Raw genomic sequence first — 25,735 nt, 5'->3', positions numbered from 1 at the left:
CATTTTATGCTCGGCAATATGAAAATAGACTATTTTTCAATTCTTATATATTGTAAAGCCTTAAAAAAACGAGTTATTTTCTTTCGTTAAAATAGCTCGACACAACAAAAAAACTACTGCACATAAAAAATGCACAGTAGTTTATCTTACGCCTGAAACGGATAGTCCTCATTAATATAAATTCTTTCACAACGCAATGCCTTCCCTGTCTTGTCATCAATCTCAACAAAAAAGCCACTTAACACATCACGGCCCTTTTTCGGTACTTCAAAACGAGACGGCATATTTGTTTGGAACTTGTAAATCACACTTTCCTTTGTCATGCCTAAAATTTCATCATATGGACCAGTCATACCTACGTCTGTAATATAAGCAGTACCGTTAGGATAAATGCGCGCATCTGCTGTTTGCACATGCGTATGCGTTCCAACGACTGCCGATGCCTTGCCATCCAAGTGCCAACCAAGCGCTATTTTTTCGCTTGTCGCTTCAGCGTGGAAATCCACAAATACAAGCGGTGACGTTTTACGAGCTTCTTCAATCAATTGTTCAGCCATTGCAAACGGATCTTCATGCGGTGGCAAAAATACACGACCGTGTAAATTAATAACTGATAATGTAACGCCATTTTTCGCAATTTGCACCATGCCTTTACCCGGTGCCTCAGACGAAAAGTTCGCAGGGCGAATTAAATAATCAGCATCATCAATAAAATCAAAAATATCTTTATTATCCCAAGTGTGGTTACCCATAGTAATAACATCTACACCCATTTGTAATAAATCATTATAAATATTACGTGTAATCCCACGACCTGCTGCTGCATTTTCACCATTTGCAATAACAACATCTGGACTAAACTTCTTTTTTAATCGTGGTAAATATTTTTCTACCGCATCTCGGCCAATTGAACCGACGATATCTCCAATAAAAATTACTTTCATTTTACAAAACCACTCTTTCTATCAATAACACTCATTAGAGTTTACCATTTTTTCTTCATCAATCGCAAAATATAAAGAAAAACCATCACTAAATTATATCCCTTGTTTGCATTTCCTTGCTTTAATTTCTCTTTTAAGCCAAAAGCATCTCGTCTAACTGGCATTCATTAACGTTGATGAAGTACCTGTTTTGTTTTACCGGCAATTTTTTTGTCGTTCGCTAAGCTTTCTTCTGCATGTACTTGCCCTACTAAATAAGGACCAAACCGCCATTTATTCAGCAAATACGTAGCACAGATAGAACATATTGTGCTGCATAAAAATGTTGTGATAATAACAGTAAATACACTTAAATCATCTATAAATTTTATAAAAATAGTTTTTAGTAAAATAATAAAAAGAGGATGTAGTAAATAAATTCCAAATGAGTATCGGCTAATAAAAGTCACAAACTTAGGCATGTACTTTACTTTATTTGCCATATAGAACAATAGAAAGGCTATGCTCAATGTATAGGGGATTACATCAATCCTCTTGGAGTGAACTTCAGTAATCAAGCCAGACCATTGACTGGCGAGTAATATACCGAGTGTAAGTATACCTACACTCGGTAAGAAATAACGCAATCGTTGGAGTAACAATAAAAACTGCTCATAGTTTTTACCGCAATAATAGGCGACGACAAAATAGGCAATCCAAGCGGGAAACGGCATCTTATTTAACACATTCCATTCCACTTCTAGATAAGGAAGGAACGATAAATACCGAAAAGGATCGAAAAAATTAAAGACTGCAAGGTAAGAAAAATTAACAAGACATGCCGTCATAATCACTTGGTAAGCACGGTATTTGGGTACAACAAATTTCACAAATAATGGATGTAAAAAATAAAACTGAAAGACGATCACGATAAAATACCCGTGGAAATCACCTTCAAAAAAATTTAAAATAATCTTCTTATCAAATTCAACATTAGTCATGCTTATTGAATGAAAAGCCGCATCCAAAAAACCGATAAAAATAAACGGAAGAAAAATATAGTTCAAACGTTTTTTATAAAATTTTTTTGGCAGTTGATGTGGATAGGAATAAGCAATAACAAACTCCGAAATAAAAATAAAGATAGGTGTTCCAAACATTAATGCTAATTGAAGCGATGTCAGCACAATAAATATTGTACTTTTCTCTATATCGAACAAGTCCAATCCTAAAGTGACACTATGCATTAAAACAATTCCTAAACAGGCGACAAACCTTAGTAAAAATATTTCCTTCACAACTGGCTTCATTTTTCCACCTGCCATTTCTAAACAATCTATCTTATTTTCTCTAGCTTGTATGCTTCCTCACTACTAGAAAACGTTGCTAATCATTGGAAATTACACGTTTGAAATGCTGCAAAATTTCTCGCATCGTTGTCGGTTGAAACATAAAATTTCCCAGCACAACTACTAAAATGGTCCATAAAGCAATGCATATAGCTGCTAAAAACCATGCCTTTACGCTCACGATATGTAGTTCGATGAAAAATAGAAATGGGGATGCCGCGATAAATGCCAAAACAAAATTCAGCACTATTTTTTTAACCGTAATACGTACGGAATTTTTTAATATTGTTTTAGATGTATAAAAGATTAGGTCACAAGTACGATAGGCATACGAACAAAGCCCGCCTATTAAAATACCTTCCACCCCTAAAAATTGAACTAAAACAAAGGACACAGAAAAATTAATGGCCGCTTCCATAATCGCTCTATTTTTCGTCTCTTTAAAATGCCCAGCCGAATTTACTAATGTATTCGCAGGAATTCTTATTGCATTGGCAATACCTACTATGACAAAGAGTGCTGCTAACCATGGTCTTATATAGTTTGCATCCTCAACACCCGCTGTATAAATTGTTATAAAAGGCAAAATTAACAGGGCTGTGCATGTATAACCGAAAGCAACGACTGCAAAAAAAATACATTCAAAATGATGAAAATGTCGTTGCAGTGCCTCTCGCTCTTCTTTTACAAGTATGTCTCCAAAGGCTGCTAACATCGCACCGGAGAAAGCGGAAATAAATAATGTAATAGCATTAAATACCATATTGTATACAGTAAATACACTAACCTCTGCAAGTCCAAGAAAAATAGTAATGAACATAAACGGTGTATTAAAAACAACAAGCGAGGCGATTTGATGGATTAAAGCATCCCATCTTTTATTTATGGCTGATGTATTTGGTGTTCCTTTACTATTAAAATATGGGTATTTTTTTTGGACATATACTTTTAAAAAAAGAATATCTAGTAATAATAGAATGCTAGAACTGCCAACTACAATAATGATTGAAAACCCCAGTGTTAATAAAGTCAAAGAGAGCATTGTACTAACAACCAATAAGCATGTTTGAATACGGAACACAATATAGCTTTTTTGATCTGCTGTTAGCAAAACGTAATATTTCCCAATCAAAAAATAGTCCCATACACCACTGATACCTAAAATAAGCACCATATAAAATGCGGTTAGGGGTGACACATCTTCCTTTACTAACAGCGGATAGAACATAGCCAACAAGGCTACTAATACAACAAAAACCATACCCGAACGTCGATAAAAATAGTGCGTCGCTGAAAGGATGCCATTTATCTGTTCTTTGTCGTTCCTAGCTAACGGTTTGTAAAGCGCTGCGATGGATGCACTGCCGATACCCGCTTCTACAATTTTTAAATAACCTAAAAATTGCTTAATCGATGTCACAAGTCCATTCGTAGCAGAACCGTAAGTCGTCATAAATAATCGAGGCAAAATAAAATTAATCACGGCGGTCACAACTTGCAACATGACATTGGAAAATAAGTTTAATAAAATTTTCCTTGTTCTCATTTCGCTCCTTTTATAGCCTTACGAAAATTAGTTTTTTGTTTCATCCTAGCCAATACATATAGTAAAAAAATAGATTGTCTCTTTAATAATACAGTGATAATTTTCACTTTGAATGGCAATGTATTTGGACAAATTGCCTGTAACACCTCGTTAATGTCGCGATGTTTAAGCATTTTTTTGAGAAAGACTCTTTTTTCTCGTAAGCTCTTCTTATTCTCTCGATGAAATTCATTATGGACTCCTGCAATCACTAAATAGGTCAAATAATACTGTAGTTGATTTGCAAAATAAGGAGCTGGGGATAAACCTCTCAAATGTTTATATAAGACGAGTATTTTCTCAAAAAACTTCTGATCATAGCTAGCTGTCATAGAGGAAGGATTTTGGCGATAATGATAAAGATACTGTTTGTCTAATAGATAGATACTTTTCGCATTAAGTAAGCTTGGATATGTACAGGCAACATCTTCCCCCATGCGTATTTGATCATCGACACGAAATTGAAATTTTTCAAGAAGTGACTTTTTAAATATTTTATTTGAAACAGAAGGAAATAATCCAAACTGATAGTATCGCCCCGCATACAACATCATCGGGTAAACTTCTTTTATCATTCTATCCTTTCGATATAATCCAGGTTTCACAATTTGCGTACTTCTCACTTCATAATCTAGATAATTTTCTATAATATCGCAAATCACAATATCTACATTAAAAGCTTGTGCTGCATCACATAGTGCTTGATACATGTCAGCTTCAATCCAATCATCACTATCCACATATCCAATATATTTCCCTTTTGCAATGCTTAGGCCCGCTTTGCGCGCACTAACAAGGCCACCATTTTCTTTATGCACGACAATAATTCTTGCATCGCGTGCAGCATAATCGTCACATATGTTGGGACTATTATCCGTTGAGCCATCATTGACCAGTATTAATTCAAAGTCCTCAAACGTTTGTCTTAAAATGCTATCTACACATTGTTGTAAATACAGCTCCACATTATAAATGGGCACAATAATACTTAATAATGGCACTGCATCACCCCCCAACCTCATGCTCCTGCGTTTTATTAAGTGTTAAGGCAAACATAATCATCAATATATGAAAAGGGAAATAATCCATAACGAACGAATCAAGTACAGTATTAGCGATTAACATAATATAGAGAGGAATTGCGTTGATGGTTAGGTATTGAATGTTTGTTTTACGATTACTACTATTTTGACGGAGAACTTTATTTAAAGAGAAGATGTATAGTAATGCAAGTGTTATTCCTAGTACCCCAAGATAATAAGGCGTGGATAGATACATTGTGTGTGCCATTTTTGCAGTAGAGAAACTCGTGCCAAACCCCGCTCCAAAAACTACGATTTTCGTACTTTGTAAAATTTCTGTCGCAAACATATTCCAGCTACTTACTCGACCAGTCGTAATAGCATCTGTCGATGTTCCTGCGCCAAAAAAGCGAACCCAATAAATTTCGAATAGTCTCTCGTAAAAAAAAAATAACGAAACACTTACCATTACTACAATAAATGAAGCAAATTTAATCGCTGTTTTGACATTGTTCTTTATAAACATTATGAACGTTAATAAAATCAATGTGATCAATGTGATAATAAACATTTTAGAATAAGTAAATACACCAAATATAGATAAGATTAGAATAAGCACAATCGGTGTAACCTCTAATTTGTTGTTGTAATAATAAAGAACGACTAGGCACGCAATGGCTATTAGAATTTGCAAACTAAAATAATTCGGATCTAAATCTAAACCTGTAAACCGCGTATTAATGGTACTTGTTGTTTTTACTGTATTAACGATTGTCATGGACTCAATAAAGTGATTAATCGCTGGAACAGAAAAACTTACCCACCGTACGATAGCAGCGCATAATAAACCTGCTGCATAAACATACGTATATCTTCTATAATAAACATTGGAATCGATAAACAGAACAGCAAAAAAGATTACACTATAATTTAATACAAAGCCAAACGCTTCGATGACATTGCCGCTACTAAACAGTGTTGCCCCAACAGCAAAAAACACAAAAAGAACATATGTTAAAACAAGCTGTGTTGAAATCCTCTTTTTGTGTAGAAAAAGCGTTCCTATACTTAACACAATATAAAAAAAGCTTAGCACGACAAAAAGTGAGTGACCTGTTAATTCAAACTTTATGACATATACCCAAGAAATAAAGAACAGTAAATAATCTAGTCGATGTTGTTGTTTAGCCAACAGCATCGCTGTCATTACAAATAAGATAAAAAACCAAAGAAAAAGAGGATTACCTGTATACATTTTGAACACAACAAAAATACTGGAAACAACACAAAGCAATATACTATAATTTTTCCTTTTTTCGATCATTTGCGATCAAACTCCAATACTAATTGCTCTCGTGCCTTTCGATTTGTATAGCTATTTTCTTCAATATACTTTTTCATCTTGTCGAGGCAATCCTTACTTTGGATGATATTAGCTATGACCGCGTACATATCCTCTATATCCCCATCTGTTATCAATCCATTGAATCCATGTTGTATTTGTTCACCTGCTGCTGCAAAATTCGTCGTAATCACAGGCGTTTCTAATATTAATGCCTCGCCAACTACCATCGGATAACCTTCATACGCTGAAGTTAATATAAGGACATCGCTTTCTTTAATAAACGGATATGGATTATGACATTCCCCAACAAATTCAACTACATCATCTACACCTAATTGTAATGCTAATTGTTTATTAAAAAGTAAGTCCGGTCCATCGCCTATAATTCGCCAATAAAATTGCTTGATAGAAGACTCCTTTAAAAGCTTACATATATATGGAATAAGGTCGAATCTTTTTGTGGCATTGTCCATTCTACCAACAGATAATAAATCCATTGTTCCTTTTTCAAATGGCATATAATCTGTTGCTAACTCTTTTATTTCCGTTATCGGAAAAAAATTGTAGACAACGTGTATTTTATGTTGATATAGCGGGAGAAATTTCAGGAAATTTCGCTTACATGCTTCAGAAACACATATTAATCTATCAAAATTTTCATAGGTTTTGACACAAACTTTATAATTAAAATTTGCTCTTAATGGATCGGTATGTATCCATGCAAGCTTTTTATGTGCCTGTACAAATTTATCGACGAATAAATTTGTACCTCGGTTAAAATAACTATTTGGTGCGTCATTAAAATAAGAAATGGCTATATGATAATGTTTTTTAGGGCGATGTTTTTTTAAAAGTAATGTATAAAAGTTGTTAGAGCCCATGATGCGTACAAGCAACATACATACTAAGCGCAGCATAATATACCAGCCGTTTTTTCTCTGTTTCACGACATAAAAGGGGGTAGCGATTAGTTGTAATAGTAAGTTGCCGATATTTACATTGACGTTAGGAGGGATGTCCTTTAAAAGCTCACCTTCACCGAATGTAAAAATATCAATTTCATATTGTTCATCAACACTAAGTTCTTTCAATGTATTAATTAATGCCTTTTGAATACCGCCCATCTGAAAATTTTGCGCAACAAATAATATTTTCATATCGTCTGAAGTCCCCCTTGAAATGTAATATTATGTGCTGCTATAAATGGCTGTATAATGTAATAATTCGCTTTTCCATTTCGCTCCAGCTATAGTGGTCTTCGTATAACAGCTTCATTTTACGAGATATTCCTGGCCATTCTTTTTTGCGCTCAATTAACTTTTCAATAGCTTGTTGTAAACTATGTTGATTATAATCAATTAACTCTCCTAGATTATGTGCTGCTACTACTTCCGACATTCCTGTATTTTTCACCATAATTAAAGGTTTTCCCAGCATCAGTGCCTCGTAAAATTTATTCGGTGCTGCATAATAGTGATTAGAAACTTTGGGGTCGTAAATCGCAGTCATAATGTCACAACTATTTTCTAAAGCGAGTGTTTTGTCATATGGAATCTTCCCGTAATAGAGGATATTGTCATACTTTTGTGCGAGTTCGGCCAATTCATCTGCATACTCGCCAAATCCACCTATATGCAATTCATAGTTTCCATTCACTTTTACTATTTCAACTAGTTCTTTAATAAGTCTTTCCTTTGCTAATATGCCAACATAGACTATTTTTACTTTCTCTTTATTCAAATGAAAATCATGATTTAACGGTATAGGAAGTGGCGTATTATAAATCACCTCTATTTTTTTAGGTGATGCATTCGCTATTTGACCTTTTCGTTTTTCTGTACAAATAATGACAGCATCCACACGATTCAACAGAGCGATATCTATCTTTTCAACAACTTTCCCTATCATTGCTGGTCCATGAAAGGGTGCAGTAACGGAATCAAACATATCATAAATAACTTTTTTATGGAGTAACTTCCCACATATCGTGCCGATAAATGCTGTATCGAAGTCACAAGCATGTATAATATCATAGGTATTTTTATGTTGAAGTAGCCATTGAAATAGTTTTATTTGAAATCGCAATAGTGGAAATAAATTTTTTTTAAATCCTCCACCAAAAGTAGCAGGGATGCCAAACCTTGTGATTTTAATGGCCTGTGTACGCTTTAAAAATTGTACCTTTTCCTTATATTTGCGATCTCTATCCCAAGCTACTATTTGTACATGCCAGTTATTTTTTATAAGGCTGTCCACTTCCTTTTCAACTCTAGGATCTGGAGATATTGGATTACTTCTCATAAAAACAACTCTCATCCCTACGGTCCCCTTATTTATTTAATACCTTCAATTAGTCATACAAGTTTGTGCCTACTTAAAATAAACGCCAACCTTTTTTTGTGAATTGATGATCAGGTTCATCTACTATGATAGGCTGATTGTTGATGATTCGTGCATTATTGGCTAAAAAATCATCCACTGCATCTAATTGTTTGTGCTTTTCTAAAAAACGAAGACCTTTTTCAAATAACAATGGGCGTGTCGTTCCATTATGCACATCCGAACCATATGTATGAACGAGGTTCGAGCGAACTAATCTTAAAGAGAGCTGTTGAATTGATTTGCCAAATAGACCAGCTAAACTGCCTGCGGTTATTTGTGCGAGTGCCCCCTCTCGTATAATTTGCTCCAAGCAACTTGGATCTTCTGCTATGGCTGTATTGCGTTCTGGATGTGCAATGATTGGCGTGATACCTGCTGTCAATAAATCGTAAATCATTGTTCGTGTATATGTCGGCATGTAACCTGATGGAAGCTCTAATAATAAGTAATTCGAATTGGCTAATGTGTGCAACTGCCCACTTTCGAACAACGCTAAAATATTCCCCGCTAGTCTCACCTCGTGCCCAGGATAAAGTGTTAACAGCATGTTTCGGTTATTAATTTCCTGTTGTAATTGTGCAATTTGTTCATTCACTTCATGAAAATGAACATTATATAATGGATGCAGAACATGTGATGTCGCTATCATAGCTGTAATGCCTTGTGCAATAGCTTGTTCAAATAATTGGAATGTCTCCTCTACTGTTTCGGGACCATCATCAACATTCACTAAAATATGGCTATGCATATCGACCATTACATTTCACTTCCCTATCTATGCCCAGATACTACCGGTAATAGTGATCATAATATTCACCGAGTGGTGTTTTATAATTGTTTAAAACGACACCTAAAATATTCGCCTTTGACGCCTCAAGACTTAATTTTGCTTTTAGTACGCTTGTATTTTCCACAACACCACTATTGACAATTAATAGTGTGCCATGGCATTTATTAGACAAAATTTGCGCATCTGTGACCGATAGCAATGGCGGAGCATCAAAAATAATAATGTCAAAATCTTTTATCAATTGAACAATGACGCTATCCATCGTTTTAGAAGCTAAAAGCTCTGCTGGATTAGGAGGAATTGGTCCACTTGTCATAACAAAAAGATTCGGAATATCTGTACTGTGTAACACGTCTGCCATTTCATATTGTCTAGTCAGTAAATTTGATAGTCCTCTTATATTTGGTAAGCGAAACGTATAATGCATGGTTGGCTTACGTAAATCTGCATCAACAATTACTATCTTTTTTCCTTCTTGTGCAAAGACAACGCCTAAATTAGCCACATTTGTGGACTTTCCTTCGCCCGGTGTGGCAGATGTCACTAAAATCGTTTTGATTTCTTGGTCGGGCATTGCAAAGGTAATGTTTGTTCGGATTGTACGAAATTGCTCTGAAACAAAGGAATTACTATTAGCTACTGTCACAAGCTTCCTGCCCATTTTGGCTAGTTTTTTTTTATTTGCTCTTTTATGTTGAAACATCGTTACTCCCTCCTTCTGGTACGGGATTCCATCATATATTTTTATAGGTTGCATCGTTTATTTTGCTAATGATACCCATAATCGGCAAGCCAATGATTTCTTCAATATCTTGCTCTGTCTTAACTGTTGTATCAAAGCATTCTATCAATACAGCAAAGCCAGCACTTACGATGAATCCTAGCATTGCAGCAGCTACAATATATAAATTTTTGTTTGGCGCTACTGGCTCAGGTTTGTCATCTAATGTCGCTACTGACAAAATATTAATATTGTCTATCGTCATTAACACTTGAATTTCCTCTTGAAATACCTCTGCTACTGTATTGGCAATATTAACTGCCATATCGGGTTGCTTGTCTTGAACGGCAATATTCACAACTTGGGAATTACTCGCACTCGATACAGTAATCTGTTCTTTTAATTTCTCTGGTGTACTATCTAAATCGAGCTGGCTAATCACTTTCGATAAAATAGCAGGACTTTGAATAATGACATTATACGTATTAATTAAACGCAAATCCGTTTCCACCTGTTGTACGCCTAAACGTGCTTGTTGGTCGATATTTTTTTGATTTACTAATAGCTGTGTTTGCGCTTCATAGGTAGGCTTTATTATAAAAAAACTAAAGAACGCAATGACTAATGCTAAAAAAAGTGCAAAGCTCATAATATACAGCAATTGCTTTCGTACTATTCTCAATACATCCTGCAAGGTGATAGATTCTTGCAACGCCCCTCACTCCTTGACATTACATATGCTAGCAATACTCATTTTCGTTATTTCCTCCGATAATTTTTTCGGCAAAAAGTTTTATTGCCTATTATATTATCGATTTCCCTCTTTTATTCATCTTGGAAAAGAGCTAATACGGCGGTTTTCTTATATAAAATTGGACACAAAAAAAGTGTTCCCATCTTTAGGAACACTGCACAATGCCAGATGTTGTTGTTCATTTCTTATTTGAGCTAAATGTTAGCTCTTTTGAAAAGACAAGACACTGCTTGATTCGTTCATACACATAAAAAAAGCCCCCCTTGCTTGTAGGCAAGAGGAGCCATTTATTTTATTATTTCGCGTACTCCACTGCACGTGTTTCGCGGATAACAGTTACTTTAATATGTCCAGGATAATCTAGTTCTTCTTCAATGCGCTTACGAATATCACGCGCAAGTCGATGAGAAGCTAAATCATCAATTTTTTCTGGTTGAACAATAATACGGATTTCACGCCCTGCTTGGATGGCATATGATTTTTCAACACCATCGTAACTTTCAGAAATCTCTTCTAATTTTTCTAGTCTGCGAATATAGTTTTCCAGTGTCTCACTTCGAGCACCAGGACGCGCTGCAGATAATGCATCAGCTGCAGCTACTAATACTGCAATGACAGATGTTGCTTCTGTATCACCATGGTGAGAAGCGATACTGTTAATAACAACAGGATGTTCTTTATACTTCGTTGCTAATTCCACGCCGATTTCAACATGGCTTCCTTCAACTTCGTGGTCGATTGCTTTACCTATATCATGCAATAAGCCAGCACGACGAGCTAACGCTACGTCTTCACCAAGTTCAGCAGCTAGTAAGCCTGCTAAATGTGCGACCTCCACCGAATGTTTTAGGACGTTTTGCCCGTAGCTTGTACGATATTTCATGCGGCCCAAAATCTTCATTAAGTCAGGATGTAGATTGTGGATTCCGATTTCAAATGTCGTTTGTTCCCCTGTTTCACGAATTTGTTCATCTACCTCGCGACGAGATTTTTCAACCATTTCCTCGATGCGAGCAGGGTGAATACGACCATCCTGTACCAGCTTTTCAAGTGCAAGTCGAGCCGTTTCACGACGAATTGGATCAAAACCAGATAAAATAACGGCTTCTGGCGTATCATCGATAATTAAATCGATACCTGTTAACGTTTCGAGTGTACGAATATTTCGACCCTCTCTACCAATAATACGACCCTTCATTTCATCATTTGGCAAGTTCACAACAGAAACAGTTGTTTCTGCTACGTGATCTGCTGCAAAGCGTTGTAGTGCCAATGATAAAATTTCACGCGCTTTTTTATCAGATTCCTCTTTCACACGCGTCTCAGATTCCTTCGTCATCACAGCAATATCAGTTGCTAGCTCTTTTTCTACTTCACTTAAGATAATAGTCTTAGCTTCATCTCTTGTTAATGCAGAAATGCGCTCTAGCTCTGTTTTTTGCGCTGCAACGAGCTCGTCCACTTTGCTTTCCATCTGTTCAATATGCTGTTGTCTTTCAGCTAGAGCTTGTTCCTTACGCTCTAAGCCGGCTTCTCTCTTATTTAGAGCATCATCCTTGCGATCAAGATTCTCTTCTCTTTGCAATAAACGGTTCTCTTGTTTTTGAAGTTCTAAACGACGGTCACGAATGTCATTTTCTGCTTCAGTGCGAAATTTGTGAGTTTCATCTTTGGCTTCAAGTAGTGCTTCTTTCTTTAATGCCTCCGCTTCTCGTTTTCCTTCTTCAACGATTGTTTCAGCGACATGTTTAGCACCAGTGATTTTTGAGTCATTCACTTTTTTCATGTAGATATAGCTAACAGCGGCACCAACGATGAGTCCAAGCAAAGCGGAGATGATAGTAATTCCATCCATATGAACACCTCCTCTTGCTATTTGGGTAATACAGTTTCAGTCGGCGCATACAAAAATTGTACTGCCTATTTTAAAGTCATAATTCAGAAATTATACATATTTAATTGTATAGCTAGCCCCAAGCTCTGTCAAGGATAGACGGGCATCTGTTCGCCTATCTGACAGAAAAAAAGTAAGTCATATCCATAAGGTCTATAAATTTACTGCACCTTTTGTGCTAGATAAAATACCTGTGCTCCTTAAAAATTTATTTATTCGGGACAAAGGTTATAATACAATTATTACCACAATTGCGTACATCTTAATACAATTATTTTCACTTTCTTTGACAAAACGAAGACTTCTTTCTTAATGGCTATATTTTGCAGACGGTCAATCGTAATTCATACCTATCAATGAAAACAAAAAAATCGTCCTCACCCCTTTAGAGTGAGAACGATGCATTATTATTTTTCATCTTCAAGAAGAAGCATTAACTCTTCATCCATTTCCTCGTCATCATGTGCAGCAATTGTATACGATTGTGCAGCAATGCCGTAAGACGAACGAATTTTATTTGCGATTTCATCTAAAACAGCAGGGTTTTCTTTTAAATATTGTTTTGCGTTTTCACGACCTTGGCCTAGACGCTCATCGCCATACGCATACCAAGATCCACTTTTTTGAACGATATCTAATTCTACACCTAAATCAACCGTTTCGCCTTCTTTAGAAATCCCTTCACCATACATAATATCAACTTCAGCAGTACGGAATGGTGGTGCCACTTTATTTTTAACAATTTTAATTTTCGTACGGTTACCCATAATGTCATTACCTTGTTTGATTGCTTCAGCACGACGTACTTCTAAACGGACGGAACTATAGAATTTTAGCGCACGACCACCAGGAGTTGTTTCTGGGTTACCGAACATAACACCAATTTTTTCACGAATTTGGTTAATGAAAATAGCAATTGTTTTTGATTTATTGATAGCACCTGAAAGCTTACGTAATGCTTGAGACATTAAACGAGCTTGTAAACCAACGTGAGAGTCACCCATATCGCCTTCGATTTCAGCTTTTGGTACGAGCGCTGCAACAGAGTCAATAACGATAATATCAATCGCACCACTACGCACTAATGCTTCTGCAATTTCAAGCGCTTGCTCACCCGTATCTGGTTGAGATAATAACAGTTCATCAATATTTACGCCTAATTTTTGTGCGTAAATTGGATCTAATGCATGCTCAGCATCGATAAATGCAGCTTGTCCGCCCTTAGCTTGTACTTCTGCAATAGCATGAAGCGCAACAGTTGTTTTACCTGATGATTCTGGACCATATACTTCAATAATACGTCCACGTGGATAGCCACCAACACCTAATGCTGCATCAAGCGCTAGCGAACCACTTGAAGATGTAGCGATTTCTAAATCTGTTTTTTCGCCCAGCTTCATGATAGAGCCTTTACCGAAATTCTTCTCAATTTGTTTTAACGCCTGTTCTAAGGCTGCTTTACGATCACTCATTATTTTTCCTCCTTCGAAACTGTTCACTGTTTTTGTCTATCTCTACTATACTTGTTTTTGAGAGAACACGCAAGAAAAAAGCGAACATTTATTCGATTTTTGTGCAAAATAAAAATTTGGATAAGTTTTTCCTACCCAAATTCCCATTTTGAACTATTGTAATCTATCTATCCTATTTCAGCGTAATAGCTTCACAACCTATGCGTCTTGGCATTCTTCTTACACTTTTAGAAGTGATAGACTTGTGAAGCAAGTTACATACGTTTCTTGTAACCTCGTACTTCCAATTGCTGCATTAAATAGTGACAAGTAAACTTCACGGCACGCAATCGGTTTGTATTGCGCATACCGGATAAGTGAAGTAAATACGTAATTGGCTCTTCGTCACCTATTGCAATACCAATCCATACCGTTCCTACCGGCTGATGATCATGTGCCGTAGGACCAGCCGCACCTGTTAGCCCGATACCGATACTTGTACCAAATTTTTGAAGTACTGCACTAGCCATTGCCGCTGCACATTCACTGCTCACAATACCATGCGTATCTAATAATTGTTGAGAAATGCCAAGCTGCTTGACCTTCGCATCTTCGGTATAGGTCACTACTCCTCCAATGAGCACATTGCCTACCCCTGGTATTTCAGCCAGCTCTGATTGAAATAAACCAGCTGTTAAACTTTCTGCCGCAGCAATCGTTAAATTATTGTCCTGTAACATTTCCACCGTTTTTGAGGCAAGTGAGTCATCATTTACGCCATATTGATAGTCGCCAACAATAGCACGAATTTCTGCCACTTTTGCAGCAATCAACTGATGCGCTTCGTGCTCTGATTGGGCCTTTGCTGTTACGCGTAAAGTGACCTCTCCATCAGCTGCTAGCGGGGCAACCGTTGGATTGGTTTGTGTATCTAAAATATCCTGCACACGCACTTCTAACTCTGCTTCTCCAATACCATAAAAACGCATTACGTGAGACACAATCACTCCGCCATCGTTAAGCATTTTACCAAGCTTTGGCTTCGCTTCAAATTGGAACATCGGCTCTAATTCTTTTGGTGGGCCCGGAAGTAAAATATAAGTGCAATTATCTTTTGTTAAAATCATTCCCGGTGCCATACCATGATGATTAGCAAGCACCTCACTACCTGCTAATACTAGCGCCTGCTTGCGATTATTTTCCGTCATTGAACGGCCTCGTTTAGCAAAAAACTCCTCAATGTATGTTAATGCAACTTGATCGAATACAAGGTCTACCCCAAGATGACGAGCAATCGTCTCCTTCGTCAAATCATCCTTCGTTGGACCTAAGCCTCCTGAAAAAATAATGAGATTAGCGCGCGATTCCGCTATGCTAATGGCTTCTTCTAACCGTTTTGAATTGTCACCAACAACGGTATGATAAAACACATTAATTCCTAACTCAGATAGCTGATTTGAAATAAATTTTGCATTTGTATTTGTAATCTGTCCAAGTAATAACTCTGAGCCAACTGCAAGGATTTCAGCATTCATAATCCACAAGACCTTTCTTATTTAGACTCAAGTAACACACGTCGATTTAGATAGAAATAATCCCATCCAGACCATAGTGTAAAGAATAATGCAATATATAGCATTATTTTATCAAACGGAATTCCAAAATACACAAATATTGTATTGTGTAAAAGGGCTGCTGCAATCGCAACAATTTGTGCCCATGTTTTGATCTTGCCAAGCTGATTGGCTGCTACCACTTCTCCACCGCCTGCAAGAATTAAACGTAAGCCAGTTACAGCAAATTCGCGGCTAATAATAACAATAATAATCCAAGCTGGTGCCATACCAAGCTCTACCATTAGAATAAACGCTGCAGAAACAAGTAATTTATCTGCTAATGGGTCTAAAAATTTACCAAACGTTGTTACAAGATTATACTTTCTCGCATAGTAACCATCTACCCAATCCGTAGTCGATGCAATAATAAAAATAAGAGCTCCAACAAAATGATGGACTGGCATCTCTGCACTAAATAAGGTCATTGTTCCCCAGCCGAAATCAAACATCATAACAATGACAAAAAACGGAATAAGTAAGATACGTGAAATGGTAATTTTATTTGGAATGTTCATTTTACTAACACCTTTCATGATGAAAGAAAGTAGTCATCATAGGATGACTACTGTTCTTTATTGAAATTGACGACAATATTTTGCGTTACGATTTGCTGTGCATACGTTAAAAGCTCGTCATTAATATAGACCTTAGCTTGCGTAGAATTACCTAAACGAATACGTGCATAGCTTTGTGCTGTTGCATCAAACTCTACAATTTCCCCGGCTTTATACACACGAGTATCAGTCAGTAATTCTTGCTGCTGTTGGTTACGAATACCAATAAATGTAGGTCCTGATACTTCAATTCGTATTTTAAATGTATCAGTACCCGTTAAAGTGTAAGATGTTGTAGCGCCATCTGCTTCGATTGTACCTGCTGAAATCGTTTGCTTAACCTCTTCGGTTTTACTATCATCTGGTGTTACATCTTCTGTCTGCTCTTTTTCTGTATTAGCTTGAGCTTTTTTATCTTCTTCCTCTTTTTCTTTTTCATTATCTATTGGTTTTGGTTTTTTATCGTACTCCACCATTGGTGTCGAATCATCAAATTCACTTGATCCTGTTTTACTTTTTGATTGTAACAGAACCCAAATTGCAACAATAATAACGATAATAAATAATGCAACAATGACTTTTGGCATGGCCTCCATCATTTTGTTTGAAGGGCTTTTTGAAACCTTTCTTCTAGTTGAAGTTTGAGTCAATGATTGGCTAACTTGGTCGTTCGGTGTCCCTGGCAATTCGCTTTTAAATGTCTCTAAAATTTCCTCTGGATTTAACCCAACAGCCTCTGCATATTGTTTAATAAAAGCTCGTACATAAAACGAACCTGGCATAATTGAATAATTGCCTTCTTCAATACCTACTAAATAACGTTTTTGAATTTTCGTTATTTCTTGTAAATCGTCTAAGCTGTAGCCTTTAGACAGTCTCGCCTCTTTCAGTCGAGTCCCTAATTCCGCCACTAATAACACCTACTTTAATATCAAATTAAAAATTAAATCCTCCAAATGAATCGGATTCGGACATCATCTGATTTTTTTCCATTATTTCATAAGTAATTTCTTCATCTGGGTGATGCCGTAGTTCAATGATATAATCAAAATCCTCAATCTTATATTCAGAATGCTGAACAAACATATCCGGATGCTCTACAACTTTAATCGAAGGCATATTCATCATTTCACGCACTAATTGTAAATGTCGCTCATCAGCGGAACGACGCGTTACAATGCCGTCCAATATAAAAATATTATTGTCACTGAATTCATCGCCTGCAAGCTTATTACGAATAGTTTGTTTAATCATTGTAGATGATAAAAAAATCCACTTTTTATTGGCACAAACACTTGCCGCAACAATAGATTCCGTTTTACCAACCCGAGGCATCCCACGTATTCCAATGAGTTTATGACCTTCCTTTTTAAAGAGTTCTGCCATAAAATCCACTAAAATACCTAGTTCATCTCGGACGAAGCGAAAGGTATTTTTTTCATCTGCATCTCGAGGAATATAATGACCATGCCTAATAGCTAAACGATCACGGAGTTTTGGTTGTCGAAATTTAGTAACGTGGATATGTTCCATTGTCAAAACAATTGTACGAAAACGCTCAATTGCTTCATCATTGTCTGTATGCACTAACATACCACGCCTGTCTTCATCGACACCATTTATTGATATAATATTGACACGAAGCATCCCTAAAAGTGAAGCAATATCTCCTAATAATCCAGGGCGATTCACCTGAATTTCATATTCAAAGTACCAATCGCTCAAACACACTCGTTCCCTTCCTATTAGTTAACGTAAAAAATCTTTTATAAGTTCCATCATAGCTGATTTTTTATGTAATGGAAAGTTAGAATACATGGAATTATAGCGTTATTTTTAAATTCTTACTAAAATTTATTGTCCTACTGGAAATAGACTTACATACGTTCCCTTTTCCACGCAAATATCGATTTTTAATATAGAAAAAAGAGGAGAGTAGCTCTCCTCTTTTTTTACTGTACATGTTTATTTTGCACAAGTTTTACGACACAATTCGCCAACGCTTGCTTTTCATCATCAGAGGCAACGCCCCATAAATCCGACAGCACTCGTTCTTGTTCATTTTTAGGGTCGATATTTGTCGCCAAATATTCGCCAATTTGTACAGCAGCTTGTTGAATCATTTTCTTTGGCATACCACTTGATTCAGCCTGCATAACATTTTGTCCTAAAAAAGATGTCCATTTTTGCCAGTTTTCTAAAATGGTCATATGTTTCCTCCTCCTTTACACATGTAGTATGTGCAAAAAGAAGAGATATTATATGTACCAACCACCATTTAATCGAATTATTTGTCCTGTCACATAATTTGCTTTTCCTGACAGATAAAAACGAACCATTTCAGCTACATCTGTTGTATGACCGACTGAACCTAATGGAATATCTTCTAAAATGTATTGCAGTTCTTCATTACTTAAATGGTTATTCATCGAAGTATTGATAAAGCCTGGGGCAATGGCATTAACACGAATTCCAGATAATGCGGCTTCTTTGGCATAGGACTTCACAAAAGCATGCTGCGCGCCTTTCACCGTAGCATAAAGCGCTTCTCCAGCAGATCCTGCTTCGCCCCAAATAGAACCGATAAAAAGCACATAACTGACATCATGAGTACGTAGTTTTGAAGATAATAAAGCAGTTAATTGCATCGGGTTTTGCACATGAACACGCCATAATGCATCCATTTCCTCCGCTGTTGTATCCTCCAACAAGGCATAATGTGCTTGCCCATTGGCAAAGACAATTGCTTGGACACTAAATATTTGTGAAGCCAATTTTTGCGCTGCTTGTATATTTGTAAAATCTCCTTGTACAAGCATAAATTCCTGCGCTGGAAAATCGCCTGCGAGCGTATCACATAAAACTTGAGCCATTTGCTTGTTATGAGCATAATGCACATAGAGAGACCAGCCGTCTTGTGCCAAACTTCGACAAATAGCACGACCGATCTCACCCGATGCACCTACTATTAGGGCAAACTTTTTCATTATGCGCCCTTCTCTGTTGGTAACACTTTGAATACAGTTTGTTGCGATTCACCTTGAATAGAAGCAAACGCTTTAGTTAAATCTTCAATTGTTAATTCTTCTAAGACAGGGACAACATCGAATAAATTCATCTCATTAAAAGAATAACGTGTAAATTGATTCGCAATAAATTCGATTGAATTTAATGCACGTAAGAAAAAGCCAATTTTTTTACGCTTGATGCGTTCTAAATCTGCACTGGCAAATTGCGCACCTTGTTCGTATTTTTCTAATTCCGCTTTAATCGCTTTTGCTAATGCATCAGGTTCTGTAGAATCAGAGCCAATCAATGCAAAGCCAAAACCTTTTTCTAACGTAAAGTCAAACGCATACGATTCATCAATCAAGCCTTCATCATAAACGCGTTCATAAAAGCTTGAAGTTCGCCCAAAAATAAGCTCTAATGCAATTTGTACGGATAGCTCATGTTGTAACATTTCACGGCCAGACAAATTCGTGTCTTTCGCTTTTAAGCCCATGTAGACCTTTGGTTTTTGCACATCCATGTGCAATGTGCGTTCTTTTACAGCAACATCTGTTGGCTCTTCCTCAAAGAAACGCTGAATTGGTGTAGGCTCTGGGAACTCTTTTTTGCCTTGATTTTCACGTATAAACGCCATCATTTCTTCAGGCTCCACGGCACCAATAGCAAATAATAACATATTAGATGGATGATAAAACGTATTGTAGCACGTATATAGATGGTCAGCTGTAATGCCATCAATCGATTCGATTGTCCCCGCAATATCAATTTTCACTGGGTGAGTATGATACATATTTTCAATTGTGCCAAAGTATAGGCGCCAATCCGGTTGGTCATCATACATTGTAATTTCCTGACCAATGATCCCTTTTTCTTTATTAACCGTAGCCTCTGTAAAGTATGGCTCTTGAACAAAATTCAATAAAGTTTCAGTGCTTTTATAAATATTATCTGTTGATGAAAATAAATACGCAGTCCGTGTGAAAGAAGTAAAAGCATTGGCTGAAGCACCATATTCGCTAAATTTCTGGAACACATCGCCATCTTCTTTTTCAAACATCTTATGCTCTAAAAAGTGCGCAATGCCATCCGGTACTGTAATGCTTTGCGATTCTCCAAGCGGTACAAATGTGCGGTCAACAGAACCGTACTTTGTTGTGAACGTTACAAATGTTTTTGAGAATCCTTTTTTTGGTAAAATATAGACATCTAAACCATTTTCTAGTTTTTCATAGTAAAGTGTTTCATCTAATTGTTTGAATTCAATTGTTTTCATTGTGCGGCTTGCTCCTTTCCACTTAAGAAATAGACCGCTTCTAACTTCACTTGCTTCGCCATGTCGACAACATCTTCTTTTGTCACAGCTTGCCACTTCGTTGCCCAAGCTTCGACAGAAAATTCCTCTGGTAAATCTTTGTATTGGTCAAAAATTTCAATTTGACCACGCGCAGAATCAAGCGATTCCTTTAACTGATTTGTCAGCATCGCTTTCGTTTGGTCTAATTCTAAATCGGTAATATTCCCTGCTTGTATTGCCACAAGTTGTTCTTTAATCAAATTTAGTGCTTTTTCTTCATTTTTCGCCTCAATGCCAGATACCACAAATAATAAGCCATAATGTGATGCATATGAGCTTGAAGCATAGTAAGCCAAACTTTCCTTTTCACGAACATTCATAAATAATTTGGCATGTGGATAGCCACCGAAAACACCATTAAAGATTTGCATTTTAGCAAAATCCGCATCACCAAATCGCACTGGTGTACTAAAGCCAATATGCAATTTCCCTTGCTTCATTTCCTGTTGTTCGCGTACATAATCATTTTGTGGGTGTTTTTGAGGCACAACAGTTGGAATTTCTTCAGGTATACGATCTTTAAAAGGCAGTGCCTTTTTCAGTTTTGCAACAAGCTCTTCTTCATTGATATCGCCTGCAACATAAATATCGATTTTGTCAGTAGTTAGCATTGATTCGTACGCTGCCACTAAAGATGCTGGTGTAATACTTTCGATGTCTTCCACTGTCCCATTTGCTGAAATAGAGGCAGGCTCATTTGGACGTAGAATTTCCTGAAGACGCATCTGTGCAAAGCGAGATTTATCGTCAAAAATGGATTCAATACGTTGGATGACCATTTTCTTTTCGCGTTCTACTATTGATTCCTTAAATACACCGTTTTCAAAATTCGGCTCAAAAATAGCTGTATGCATGATACCTAGCACTTCATTTAATACACTTGTATTCGCCAAAAATTGATCATTTACGGTTTCCATATTCATCAATACCGTATGCTCGTTACCACGCTTTGATGTATCAAAATACAACACTGTCCCATAAAGGTCATCTAAAAAACTACGAAAAGCGGCAGTTGTTGTATATTTTGCATTGCTATGTTGCAATACATTGGTTAACACCGTACGTTCAGACGCACATTTGGCTGTTAATGCTCTTCTCCATTTTATCGAGAAATTTACTGTTTTAAATTGGGTCGTTTGTCGGATATGCAAATTGACACCTTTTGCAAAAGGTATTGTTTTAAACATATGAAACCCTCCTATCTTTCTTAATATAACAATGTACTACAAATACTATACATGTCTATTGTCTATAATTGCAAAAAGAATCCAAAGTATGTATGTGGAAAGTGAAAAAATTTACTGTATAAGGCAAAAGACTGGGCTTGGTTTGCCCAGTCTTTTTATTCGCTTCATTTCTTTCCAACCTCGTCCAGTCATTCAACGAATAAAACCTGTTGCCTGATACTTATCGTTTGCCTTTAATGTAAGGTTGACCACTTGCTTTTGGTGCATTCGCTTTCCCAATAAATCCGGCTAACGCTAAAATCGTTAAGACATAAGGTAAAATTTGTAAATATACTGCTGGAATATCTTGCACATACGGAATTTGATTCCCTGCAATACTTAACGTTTGGGCTAAACCAAAGAATAACGCTGCCCCTAACGCTCCCATTGGATGCCATTTACCAAAGATCATCGCCGCAAGTGCCATGAACCCTTGCCCAGCAATCGTTGCATGTGAGAAATTCCCTGTAATTGTTTGTGCATAAACCGCGCCACCAAGACCACCAAGTGCACCTGAAAGAACAACAGCGATATAGCGCATTTTATTAACGTTTACACCCATTGTATCAGCTGCCATTGGGTGTTCTCCTACTGCACGTAAACGTAAACCAAATGGTGTTTTATAAATGATAAACCAAGCACCTATTGCCACAGCAAAGGCTAAAATCGAAGTGCTATATACGTTATGGAATAATAATGGTCCAAAGAACGGAATATCCTCTAAGTAAGGAACAGCAAAACGACGAATTGGTTGTTCAATCATATCTGTCTGACCTTTATCATAAATCATTTTCACTAAGAATACTGTAACCGCTAAACCAAGTAAGTTAATAGCTACCCCAGAAACCGTTTGATCGGCACGGAATGAGATTGCCGCGACGGCATGTAGTAAGGAGAAAATTCCTCCGATAATCACTGCTGCAAGCATTGCCACCCATACTGTTGCGGAACCTAATTGTGATGCATATTCTAAATTGACAAAAATACCAACAAATGCGCCGACAATCATTAAACCTTCTAGCCCGATGTTAACAACACCTGAACGTTCAGAGAATACACCACCGATTGCAGTGAAAATTAATGGTGTCGCATAAAGGATTGCAGAAGGGATGATGAAATATAACATTTCTAAAAAGCTCATGTTATTGTCCCTCCTTTTTCTTACTTAACTTTTGTAATCCTACTCGAATAACGTAGCCTGAAGCTACAAAGAAAATAATCAAGGCGATAATAATTGATACGATTTCCTCTGGAATCCCTGCAGCATTCGGCATATTAAGAGCACCATATTTTAACGAACCAAATAAAGAAGCCCCGAATACTACGCCAAGTGGTGTATTTGCCCCAAGTAAGGCAACAGCGATACCATCAAAACCAATCCCTGTGAAGCCTGCTTTAATGGATGCATTTTGGAAAGTACCAAGTGCCTCCATCGCGCCACCAAGACCAGCAAACATACCTGAAATTGTCATGGCTAAAATAACGTTTTTATTGACACTCATACCAGCATATTCTGCCGCGTGTTGGTTAAAACCAACTGCTTTTAACTCATAACCACGTGTTGTTTTTTCTAAAATAAACCACATTACCACTACCATCAGAAGTGCTATCAGAATCCCATAGTGAAGACTTGAGTTGTCTGTAAGCTCTCTTAAAAACGGAGAACGTAATGAAGCCGATTCAAGTACACGTTCTGTTTTAAAGCTACCATCTGACAATTTTTTAATAACAGCGTTCGCAATATAAAGCGCTGTATAGTTTAGCATAATTGTCGCAATTACTTCATGAACTTTAAATTTCGCTTTTAAGAAACCTGCAATAAAGGCCCAAAATGCACCTGCTGCTGCTGCAGCGAGTAATGCCAATGGCAAGTGAATAATTTTTGGTAGTTCAAAAGCATAGCCTACCCATGCTGCTGCAAGCCAACCTAAAATTAACTGACCTTCAACCCCGATGTTGAATAAGCCAGTACGGAAGGCAAATGCTACCGCTAGACCTGCTAAAATATACGGTGTTATTTGACGAATTGTGTTCCCGATTGAATATGAATCTCCAAAAATACCTGTCCAAAGAGCACTATAACCTTGGATTGGGTCATAGCCGCTGACTACCATTACGATAGCACCAACAATTAAACCGATAATGATTGAGATGATAGGAACGAGTATATTAATGACACGATTTGACATTAGTCGTTCCCCTCCTTCGCTATATTTGTGCTATTTTTTTTACTTTGTCCCGCCATTAATAGACCAAGCTCTTGCTCTGTTGTTTCTTTTGGATTTAGCTCATCCACAATTTGACCGTCATAAATAACAGCGATTCGGTCTGAAACATTCATTACTTCATCTAACTCAAACGAAATTAATAATACGGCTTTCCCTTTATCACGCTGCTCGATTAGTCGAGAGTGGATAAATTCAATTGCCCCTACGTCTAGCCCACGTGTCGGAAGTGCTGCAATCAGTAGATCTGGATCTCGGTCAATTTCACGACCAATAATCGCTTTTTGCTGGTTACCACCCGAAAGTGCTCGTGCAGGCGTCATCTCGCCATTCCCTGTACGCACATCATATTCTTGAATAACTTGTTTCGCTTTTTCCGATACCTTTTTATAATCCATTACAAAGCCTTTAGCAATCGGTGGTTGATAATATGTTTGGAGTGCAATATTGTGACCGATTGGGAAATCTAACACTAGTCCATGCTTATGACGGTCTTGTGGAATATGCCCTACACCTTGTTCTGTAATTTTACGTGGTTTCATGTTTGTTACATCTTTGCCGTTAAGCTTTACCGTACCGCTTTTCACTTTACGTAAACCCGTAATTGCCTCGATTAGCTCTGATTGACCATTACCATCAATACCAGCAATTCCGACAATTTCACCTTTACGAACATTAAGGTTAAGACCTTTTACTTTATCGATATTACGGTAGTCTGTTACGACTAACTGCTCAATCGTTAGTACTTCCTCGGTTGGATTAGCATCTATTTTTTCTGTTTTAAACTCAACCTGACGACCAACCATTAATTCAGCTAATTGGTCAGGGTTTGTTTCAGCCGTTACAACCGTACCAATCCCTTCCCCTTTACGAATAATTGTCACTCGATCAGATACATCCATAATTTCTTTCAGCTTATGTGTAATTAAAATAATGGATTTACCTTCAGCGATTAATCGGCGCATAATTTGAATAAGCTCTGTAATTTCTTGTGGCGTTAAAGAAGCAGTCGGTTCATCGAAAATTAAAATTTCTGCGCCACGATATAGCGTTTTTAAAATCTCAACACGTTGCTGCATTCCTACAGTGATGTCTTCGATTTTTGCATTTGGATCTACATCGAGCCCATACTTCTCAGAAAGCGCTTGCACCTTTTTCGCTGCATCTTTAATATTGACTACACCCATTTTTGTAGGTTCTGAACCTAAAATAATGTTTTCTGTTACTGTAAAGTTTTCCACCAACATAAAGTGTTGATGCACCATGCCAATCCCCAAATCATTGGCAACATTCGGGTTTGTAATTTTAACAGCTTTCCCACGAACACGAATTTTTCCACCCTCTGGCTGATACAGACCAAAAAGGACGTTCATTAAAGTCGATTTACCTGCACCATTTTCTCCTAGCAGTGCATGAATCTCGCCTTTTTTTAGTTGGAGGGTGATGTTATTATTTGCTACGAATCCACCAAACTCTTTGCGAATTCCAAGCATCTCAATCACGTATTCCAATATTGTCACTCCCTTATTAGG

Annotated in this window: 23 protein-coding genes; all 23 read right to left on the bottom strand. The window is 37.1% G+C overall.

Going from position 1 to position 25,735, the window contains the following annotated elements; genetic code table 11:
* Positions 1-146: 146 nt before the first annotated feature.
* The 23 genes from MKY08_RS05180 to MKY08_RS05070 all read right to left on the bottom strand — a co-directional run bounded on the left by MKY08_RS05180 (position 147) and on the right by MKY08_RS05070 (position 25,714).
* On the bottom strand, positions 147-944 hold the full coding sequence (locus MKY08_RS05180) for a TIGR00282 family metallophosphoesterase (RefSeq protein ID WP_024361951.1): 798 nt from the start codon (positions 942-944) through the stop codon (positions 147-149).
* Positions 945-1,111: 167 nt separating this feature from the next.
* Positions 1,112-2,233, bottom strand: coding sequence for an acyltransferase family protein (locus tag MKY08_RS05175; protein ID WP_069510037.1), 1,122 nt, complete (start codon positions 2,231-2,233; stop codon positions 1,112-1,114).
* Positions 2,234-2,309: 76 nt separating this feature from the next.
* Positions 2,310-3,818 (bottom strand): polysaccharide transport protein, encoded by a 1,509-nt coding sequence (locus MKY08_RS05170; protein WP_069510039.1) that lies wholly within the window; start codon positions 3,816-3,818, stop codon positions 2,310-2,312.
* Positions 3,815-4,858, bottom strand: coding sequence for a glycosyltransferase (locus tag MKY08_RS05165; RefSeq protein ID WP_069510763.1), 1,044 nt, complete (start codon positions 4,856-4,858; stop codon positions 3,815-3,817). Before MKY08_RS05165 ends, MKY08_RS05170 begins: the two co-directional genes overlap by 4 nt.
* Before the next feature lie 4 nt (positions 4,859-4,862).
* Positions 4,863-6,203, bottom strand: a complete 1,341-nt coding sequence (locus tag MKY08_RS05160) for a hypothetical protein (RefSeq protein ID WP_069510040.1) — start codon at positions 6,201-6,203, stop codon at positions 4,863-4,865.
* Positions 6,200-7,381, bottom strand: coding sequence for a glycosyltransferase (locus MKY08_RS05155; protein ID WP_069510042.1), 1,182 nt, complete (start codon positions 7,379-7,381; stop codon positions 6,200-6,202). The genes MKY08_RS05160 and MKY08_RS05155 overlap by 4 nt, the downstream gene beginning before the upstream one ends.
* 40 nt (positions 7,382-7,421) lie before the next feature.
* Entirely contained in the window at positions 7,422-8,540 is a 1,119-nt protein-coding gene (locus MKY08_RS05150) for a glycosyltransferase (RefSeq protein WP_069510044.1), read from the bottom strand.
* Between the two features lie 58 nt (positions 8,541-8,598).
* Positions 8,599-9,363, bottom strand: coding sequence for a CpsB/CapC family capsule biosynthesis tyrosine phosphatase (locus MKY08_RS05145; RefSeq protein ID WP_069510046.1), 765 nt, complete (start codon positions 9,361-9,363; stop codon positions 8,599-8,601).
* A gap of 31 nt (positions 9,364-9,394) precedes the next feature.
* Positions 9,395-10,099, bottom strand: a complete 705-nt coding sequence (locus tag MKY08_RS05140; RefSeq protein ID WP_069510048.1) for a CpsD/CapB family tyrosine-protein kinase — start codon at positions 10,097-10,099, stop codon at positions 9,395-9,397.
* A 31-nt stretch (positions 10,100-10,130) separates the two neighbouring features.
* A complete protein-coding gene (locus MKY08_RS05135; protein WP_069510050.1) occupies positions 10,131-10,829 on the bottom strand; it encodes a Wzz/FepE/Etk N-terminal domain-containing protein in 699 nt (232 codons plus the stop codon).
* 337 nt (positions 10,830-11,166) lie between these two features.
* The gene (gene rny, locus MKY08_RS05130) at positions 11,167-12,726 is read right to left on the bottom strand and encodes a ribonuclease Y (protein ID WP_069510052.1); all 1,560 of its coding nucleotides are present in this window, start codon (positions 12,724-12,726) and stop codon (positions 11,167-11,169) included.
* A gap of 446 nt (positions 12,727-13,172) precedes the next feature.
* The gene (gene recA, locus MKY08_RS05125; protein ID WP_069510054.1) at positions 13,173-14,237 is read right to left on the bottom strand and encodes a recombinase RecA; all 1,065 of its coding nucleotides are present in this window, start codon (positions 14,235-14,237) and stop codon (positions 13,173-13,175) included.
* A 254-nt stretch (positions 14,238-14,491) separates the two neighbouring features.
* A complete protein-coding gene (locus MKY08_RS05120) occupies positions 14,492-15,751 on the bottom strand; it encodes a competence/damage-inducible protein A (RefSeq protein ID WP_069510056.1) in 1,260 nt (419 codons plus the stop codon).
* A 17-nt stretch (positions 15,752-15,768) separates the two neighbouring features.
* Positions 15,769-16,347: a CDP-diacylglycerol--glycerol-3-phosphate 3-phosphatidyltransferase gene (gene pgsA, locus MKY08_RS05115; protein ID WP_024361963.1), complete on the bottom strand. Its 579-nt coding sequence runs from the start codon at positions 16,345-16,347 to the stop codon at positions 15,769-15,771.
* Between the two features lie 47 nt (positions 16,348-16,394).
* Complete coding sequence (locus MKY08_RS05110; protein WP_172583013.1) at positions 16,395-17,306, bottom strand: RodZ domain-containing protein; 912 nt, start codon at positions 17,304-17,306, stop codon at positions 16,395-16,397.
* A 16-nt stretch (positions 17,307-17,322) separates the two neighbouring features.
* Complete coding sequence (locus tag MKY08_RS05105) at positions 17,323-18,111, bottom strand: DUF3388 domain-containing protein (protein ID WP_069510765.1); 789 nt, start codon at positions 18,109-18,111, stop codon at positions 17,323-17,325.
* Positions 18,112-18,338: 227 nt separating this feature from the next.
* Positions 18,339-18,596 carry a DUF3243 domain-containing protein gene (locus MKY08_RS05100; RefSeq protein WP_024361966.1) on the bottom strand — a complete coding sequence of 86 codons (258 nt, stop codon included), beginning with the start codon at positions 18,594-18,596 and terminating at the stop codon, positions 18,339-18,341.
* A gap of 48 nt (positions 18,597-18,644) precedes the next feature.
* Positions 18,645-19,373: an SDR family oxidoreductase gene (locus tag MKY08_RS05095; protein WP_069510058.1), complete on the bottom strand. Its 729-nt coding sequence runs from the start codon at positions 19,371-19,373 to the stop codon at positions 18,645-18,647.
* Complete coding sequence (locus MKY08_RS05090; RefSeq protein ID WP_069510059.1) at positions 19,373-20,671, bottom strand: pitrilysin family protein; 1,299 nt, start codon at positions 20,669-20,671, stop codon at positions 19,373-19,375. Before MKY08_RS05090 ends, MKY08_RS05095 begins: the two co-directional genes overlap by 1 nt.
* Positions 20,668-21,939 (bottom strand): pitrilysin family protein, encoded by a 1,272-nt coding sequence (locus tag MKY08_RS05085; protein WP_069510061.1) that lies wholly within the window; start codon positions 21,937-21,939, stop codon positions 20,668-20,670. The genes MKY08_RS05090 and MKY08_RS05085 overlap by 4 nt, the downstream gene beginning before the upstream one ends.
* 220 nt (positions 21,940-22,159) lie before the next feature.
* A complete protein-coding gene (locus MKY08_RS05080) occupies positions 22,160-23,119 on the bottom strand; it encodes an ABC transporter permease (protein ID WP_069510063.1) in 960 nt (319 codons plus the stop codon).
* A 1-nt stretch (position 23,120) separates the two neighbouring features.
* Entirely contained in the window at positions 23,121-24,167 is a 1,047-nt protein-coding gene (locus MKY08_RS05075) for an ABC transporter permease (RefSeq protein WP_069510065.1), read from the bottom strand.
* Complete coding sequence (locus tag MKY08_RS05070) at positions 24,167-25,714, bottom strand: ABC transporter ATP-binding protein (RefSeq protein ID WP_069510067.1); 1,548 nt, start codon at positions 25,712-25,714, stop codon at positions 24,167-24,169. The genes MKY08_RS05075 and MKY08_RS05070 overlap by 1 nt, the downstream gene beginning before the upstream one ends.
* Positions 25,715-25,735: the final 21 nt, after the last annotated feature.

Source organism: Lysinibacillus sp. FSL M8-0337 (genome assembly GCF_038593855.1).
In the GTDB taxonomy this organism is placed as follows: domain Bacteria; phylum Bacillota; class Bacilli; order Bacillales_A; family Planococcaceae; genus Lysinibacillus; species Lysinibacillus sphaericus_D.
The sequence above is the reverse complement of the archived record's forward strand: the minus strand, read 5'-3'. Positions and strand labels throughout refer to the sequence as shown.

What these genes read in the sequence shown, in the direction of transcription:
- MKY08_RS05175 (WP_069510037.1), bottom strand. Translation starts at nt 2,233, where the DNA reads ATGAAGCCAGTTGTGAAGGAAATATTTTTACTAAGGTTTGTCGCCTGT.
- rny (WP_069510052.1), bottom strand. Translation starts at nt 12,726, where the DNA reads ATGGATGGAATTACTATCATCTCCGCTTTGCTTGGACTCATCGTTGGT.
- MKY08_RS05100 (WP_024361966.1), bottom strand. Translation starts at nt 18,596, where the DNA reads ATGACCATTTTAGAAAACTGGCAAAAATGGACATCTTTTTTAGGACAA.
- MKY08_RS05155 (WP_069510042.1), bottom strand. Translation starts at nt 7,381, where the DNA reads ATGAAAATATTATTTGTTGCGCAAAATTTTCAGATGGGCGGTATTCAA.
- MKY08_RS05080 (WP_069510063.1), bottom strand. Translation starts at nt 23,119, where the DNA reads ATGAGCTTTTTAGAAATGTTATATTTCATCATCCCTTCTGCAATCCTT.
- MKY08_RS05085 (WP_069510061.1), bottom strand. Translation starts at nt 21,939, where the DNA reads ATGTTTAAAACAATACCTTTTGCAAAAGGTGTCAATTTGCATATCCGA.
- MKY08_RS05145 (WP_069510046.1), bottom strand. Translation starts at nt 9,363, where the DNA reads ATGGTCGATATGCATAGCCATATTTTAGTGAATGTTGATGATGGTCCC.
- MKY08_RS05170 (WP_069510039.1), bottom strand. Translation starts at nt 3,818, where the DNA reads ATGAGAACAAGGAAAATTTTATTAAACTTATTTTCCAATGTCATGTTG.
- MKY08_RS05180 (WP_024361951.1), bottom strand. Translation starts at nt 944, where the DNA reads ATGAAAGTAATTTTTATTGGAGATATCGTCGGTTCAATTGGCCGAGAT.
- MKY08_RS05150 (WP_069510044.1), bottom strand. Translation starts at nt 8,540, where the DNA reads ATGAGAGTTGTTTTTATGAGAAGTAATCCAATATCTCCAGATCCTAGA.
- MKY08_RS05095 (WP_069510058.1), bottom strand. Translation starts at nt 19,373, where the DNA reads ATGAAAAAGTTTGCCCTAATAGTAGGTGCATCGGGTGAGATCGGTCGT.
- recA (WP_069510054.1), bottom strand. Translation starts at nt 14,237, where the DNA reads ATGAGTGATCGTAAAGCAGCCTTAGAACAGGCGTTAAAACAAATTGAG.
- MKY08_RS05120 (WP_069510056.1), bottom strand. Translation starts at nt 15,751, where the DNA reads ATGAATGCTGAAATCCTTGCAGTTGGCTCAGAGTTATTACTTGGACAG.
- MKY08_RS05140 (WP_069510048.1), bottom strand. Translation starts at nt 10,099, where the DNA reads ATGTTTCAACATAAAAGAGCAAATAAAAAAAAACTAGCCAAAATGGGC.
- MKY08_RS05090 (WP_069510059.1), bottom strand. Translation starts at nt 20,671, where the DNA reads ATGAAAACAATTGAATTCAAACAATTAGATGAAACACTTTACTATGAA.
- MKY08_RS05160 (WP_069510040.1), bottom strand. Translation starts at nt 6,203, where the DNA reads ATGATCGAAAAAAGGAAAAATTATAGTATATTGCTTTGTGTTGTTTCC.
- MKY08_RS05075 (WP_069510065.1), bottom strand. Translation starts at nt 24,167, where the DNA reads ATGTCAAATCGTGTCATTAATATACTCGTTCCTATCATCTCAATCATT.
- pgsA (WP_024361963.1), bottom strand. Translation starts at nt 16,347, where the DNA reads ATGAACATTCCAAATAAAATTACCATTTCACGTATCTTACTTATTCCG.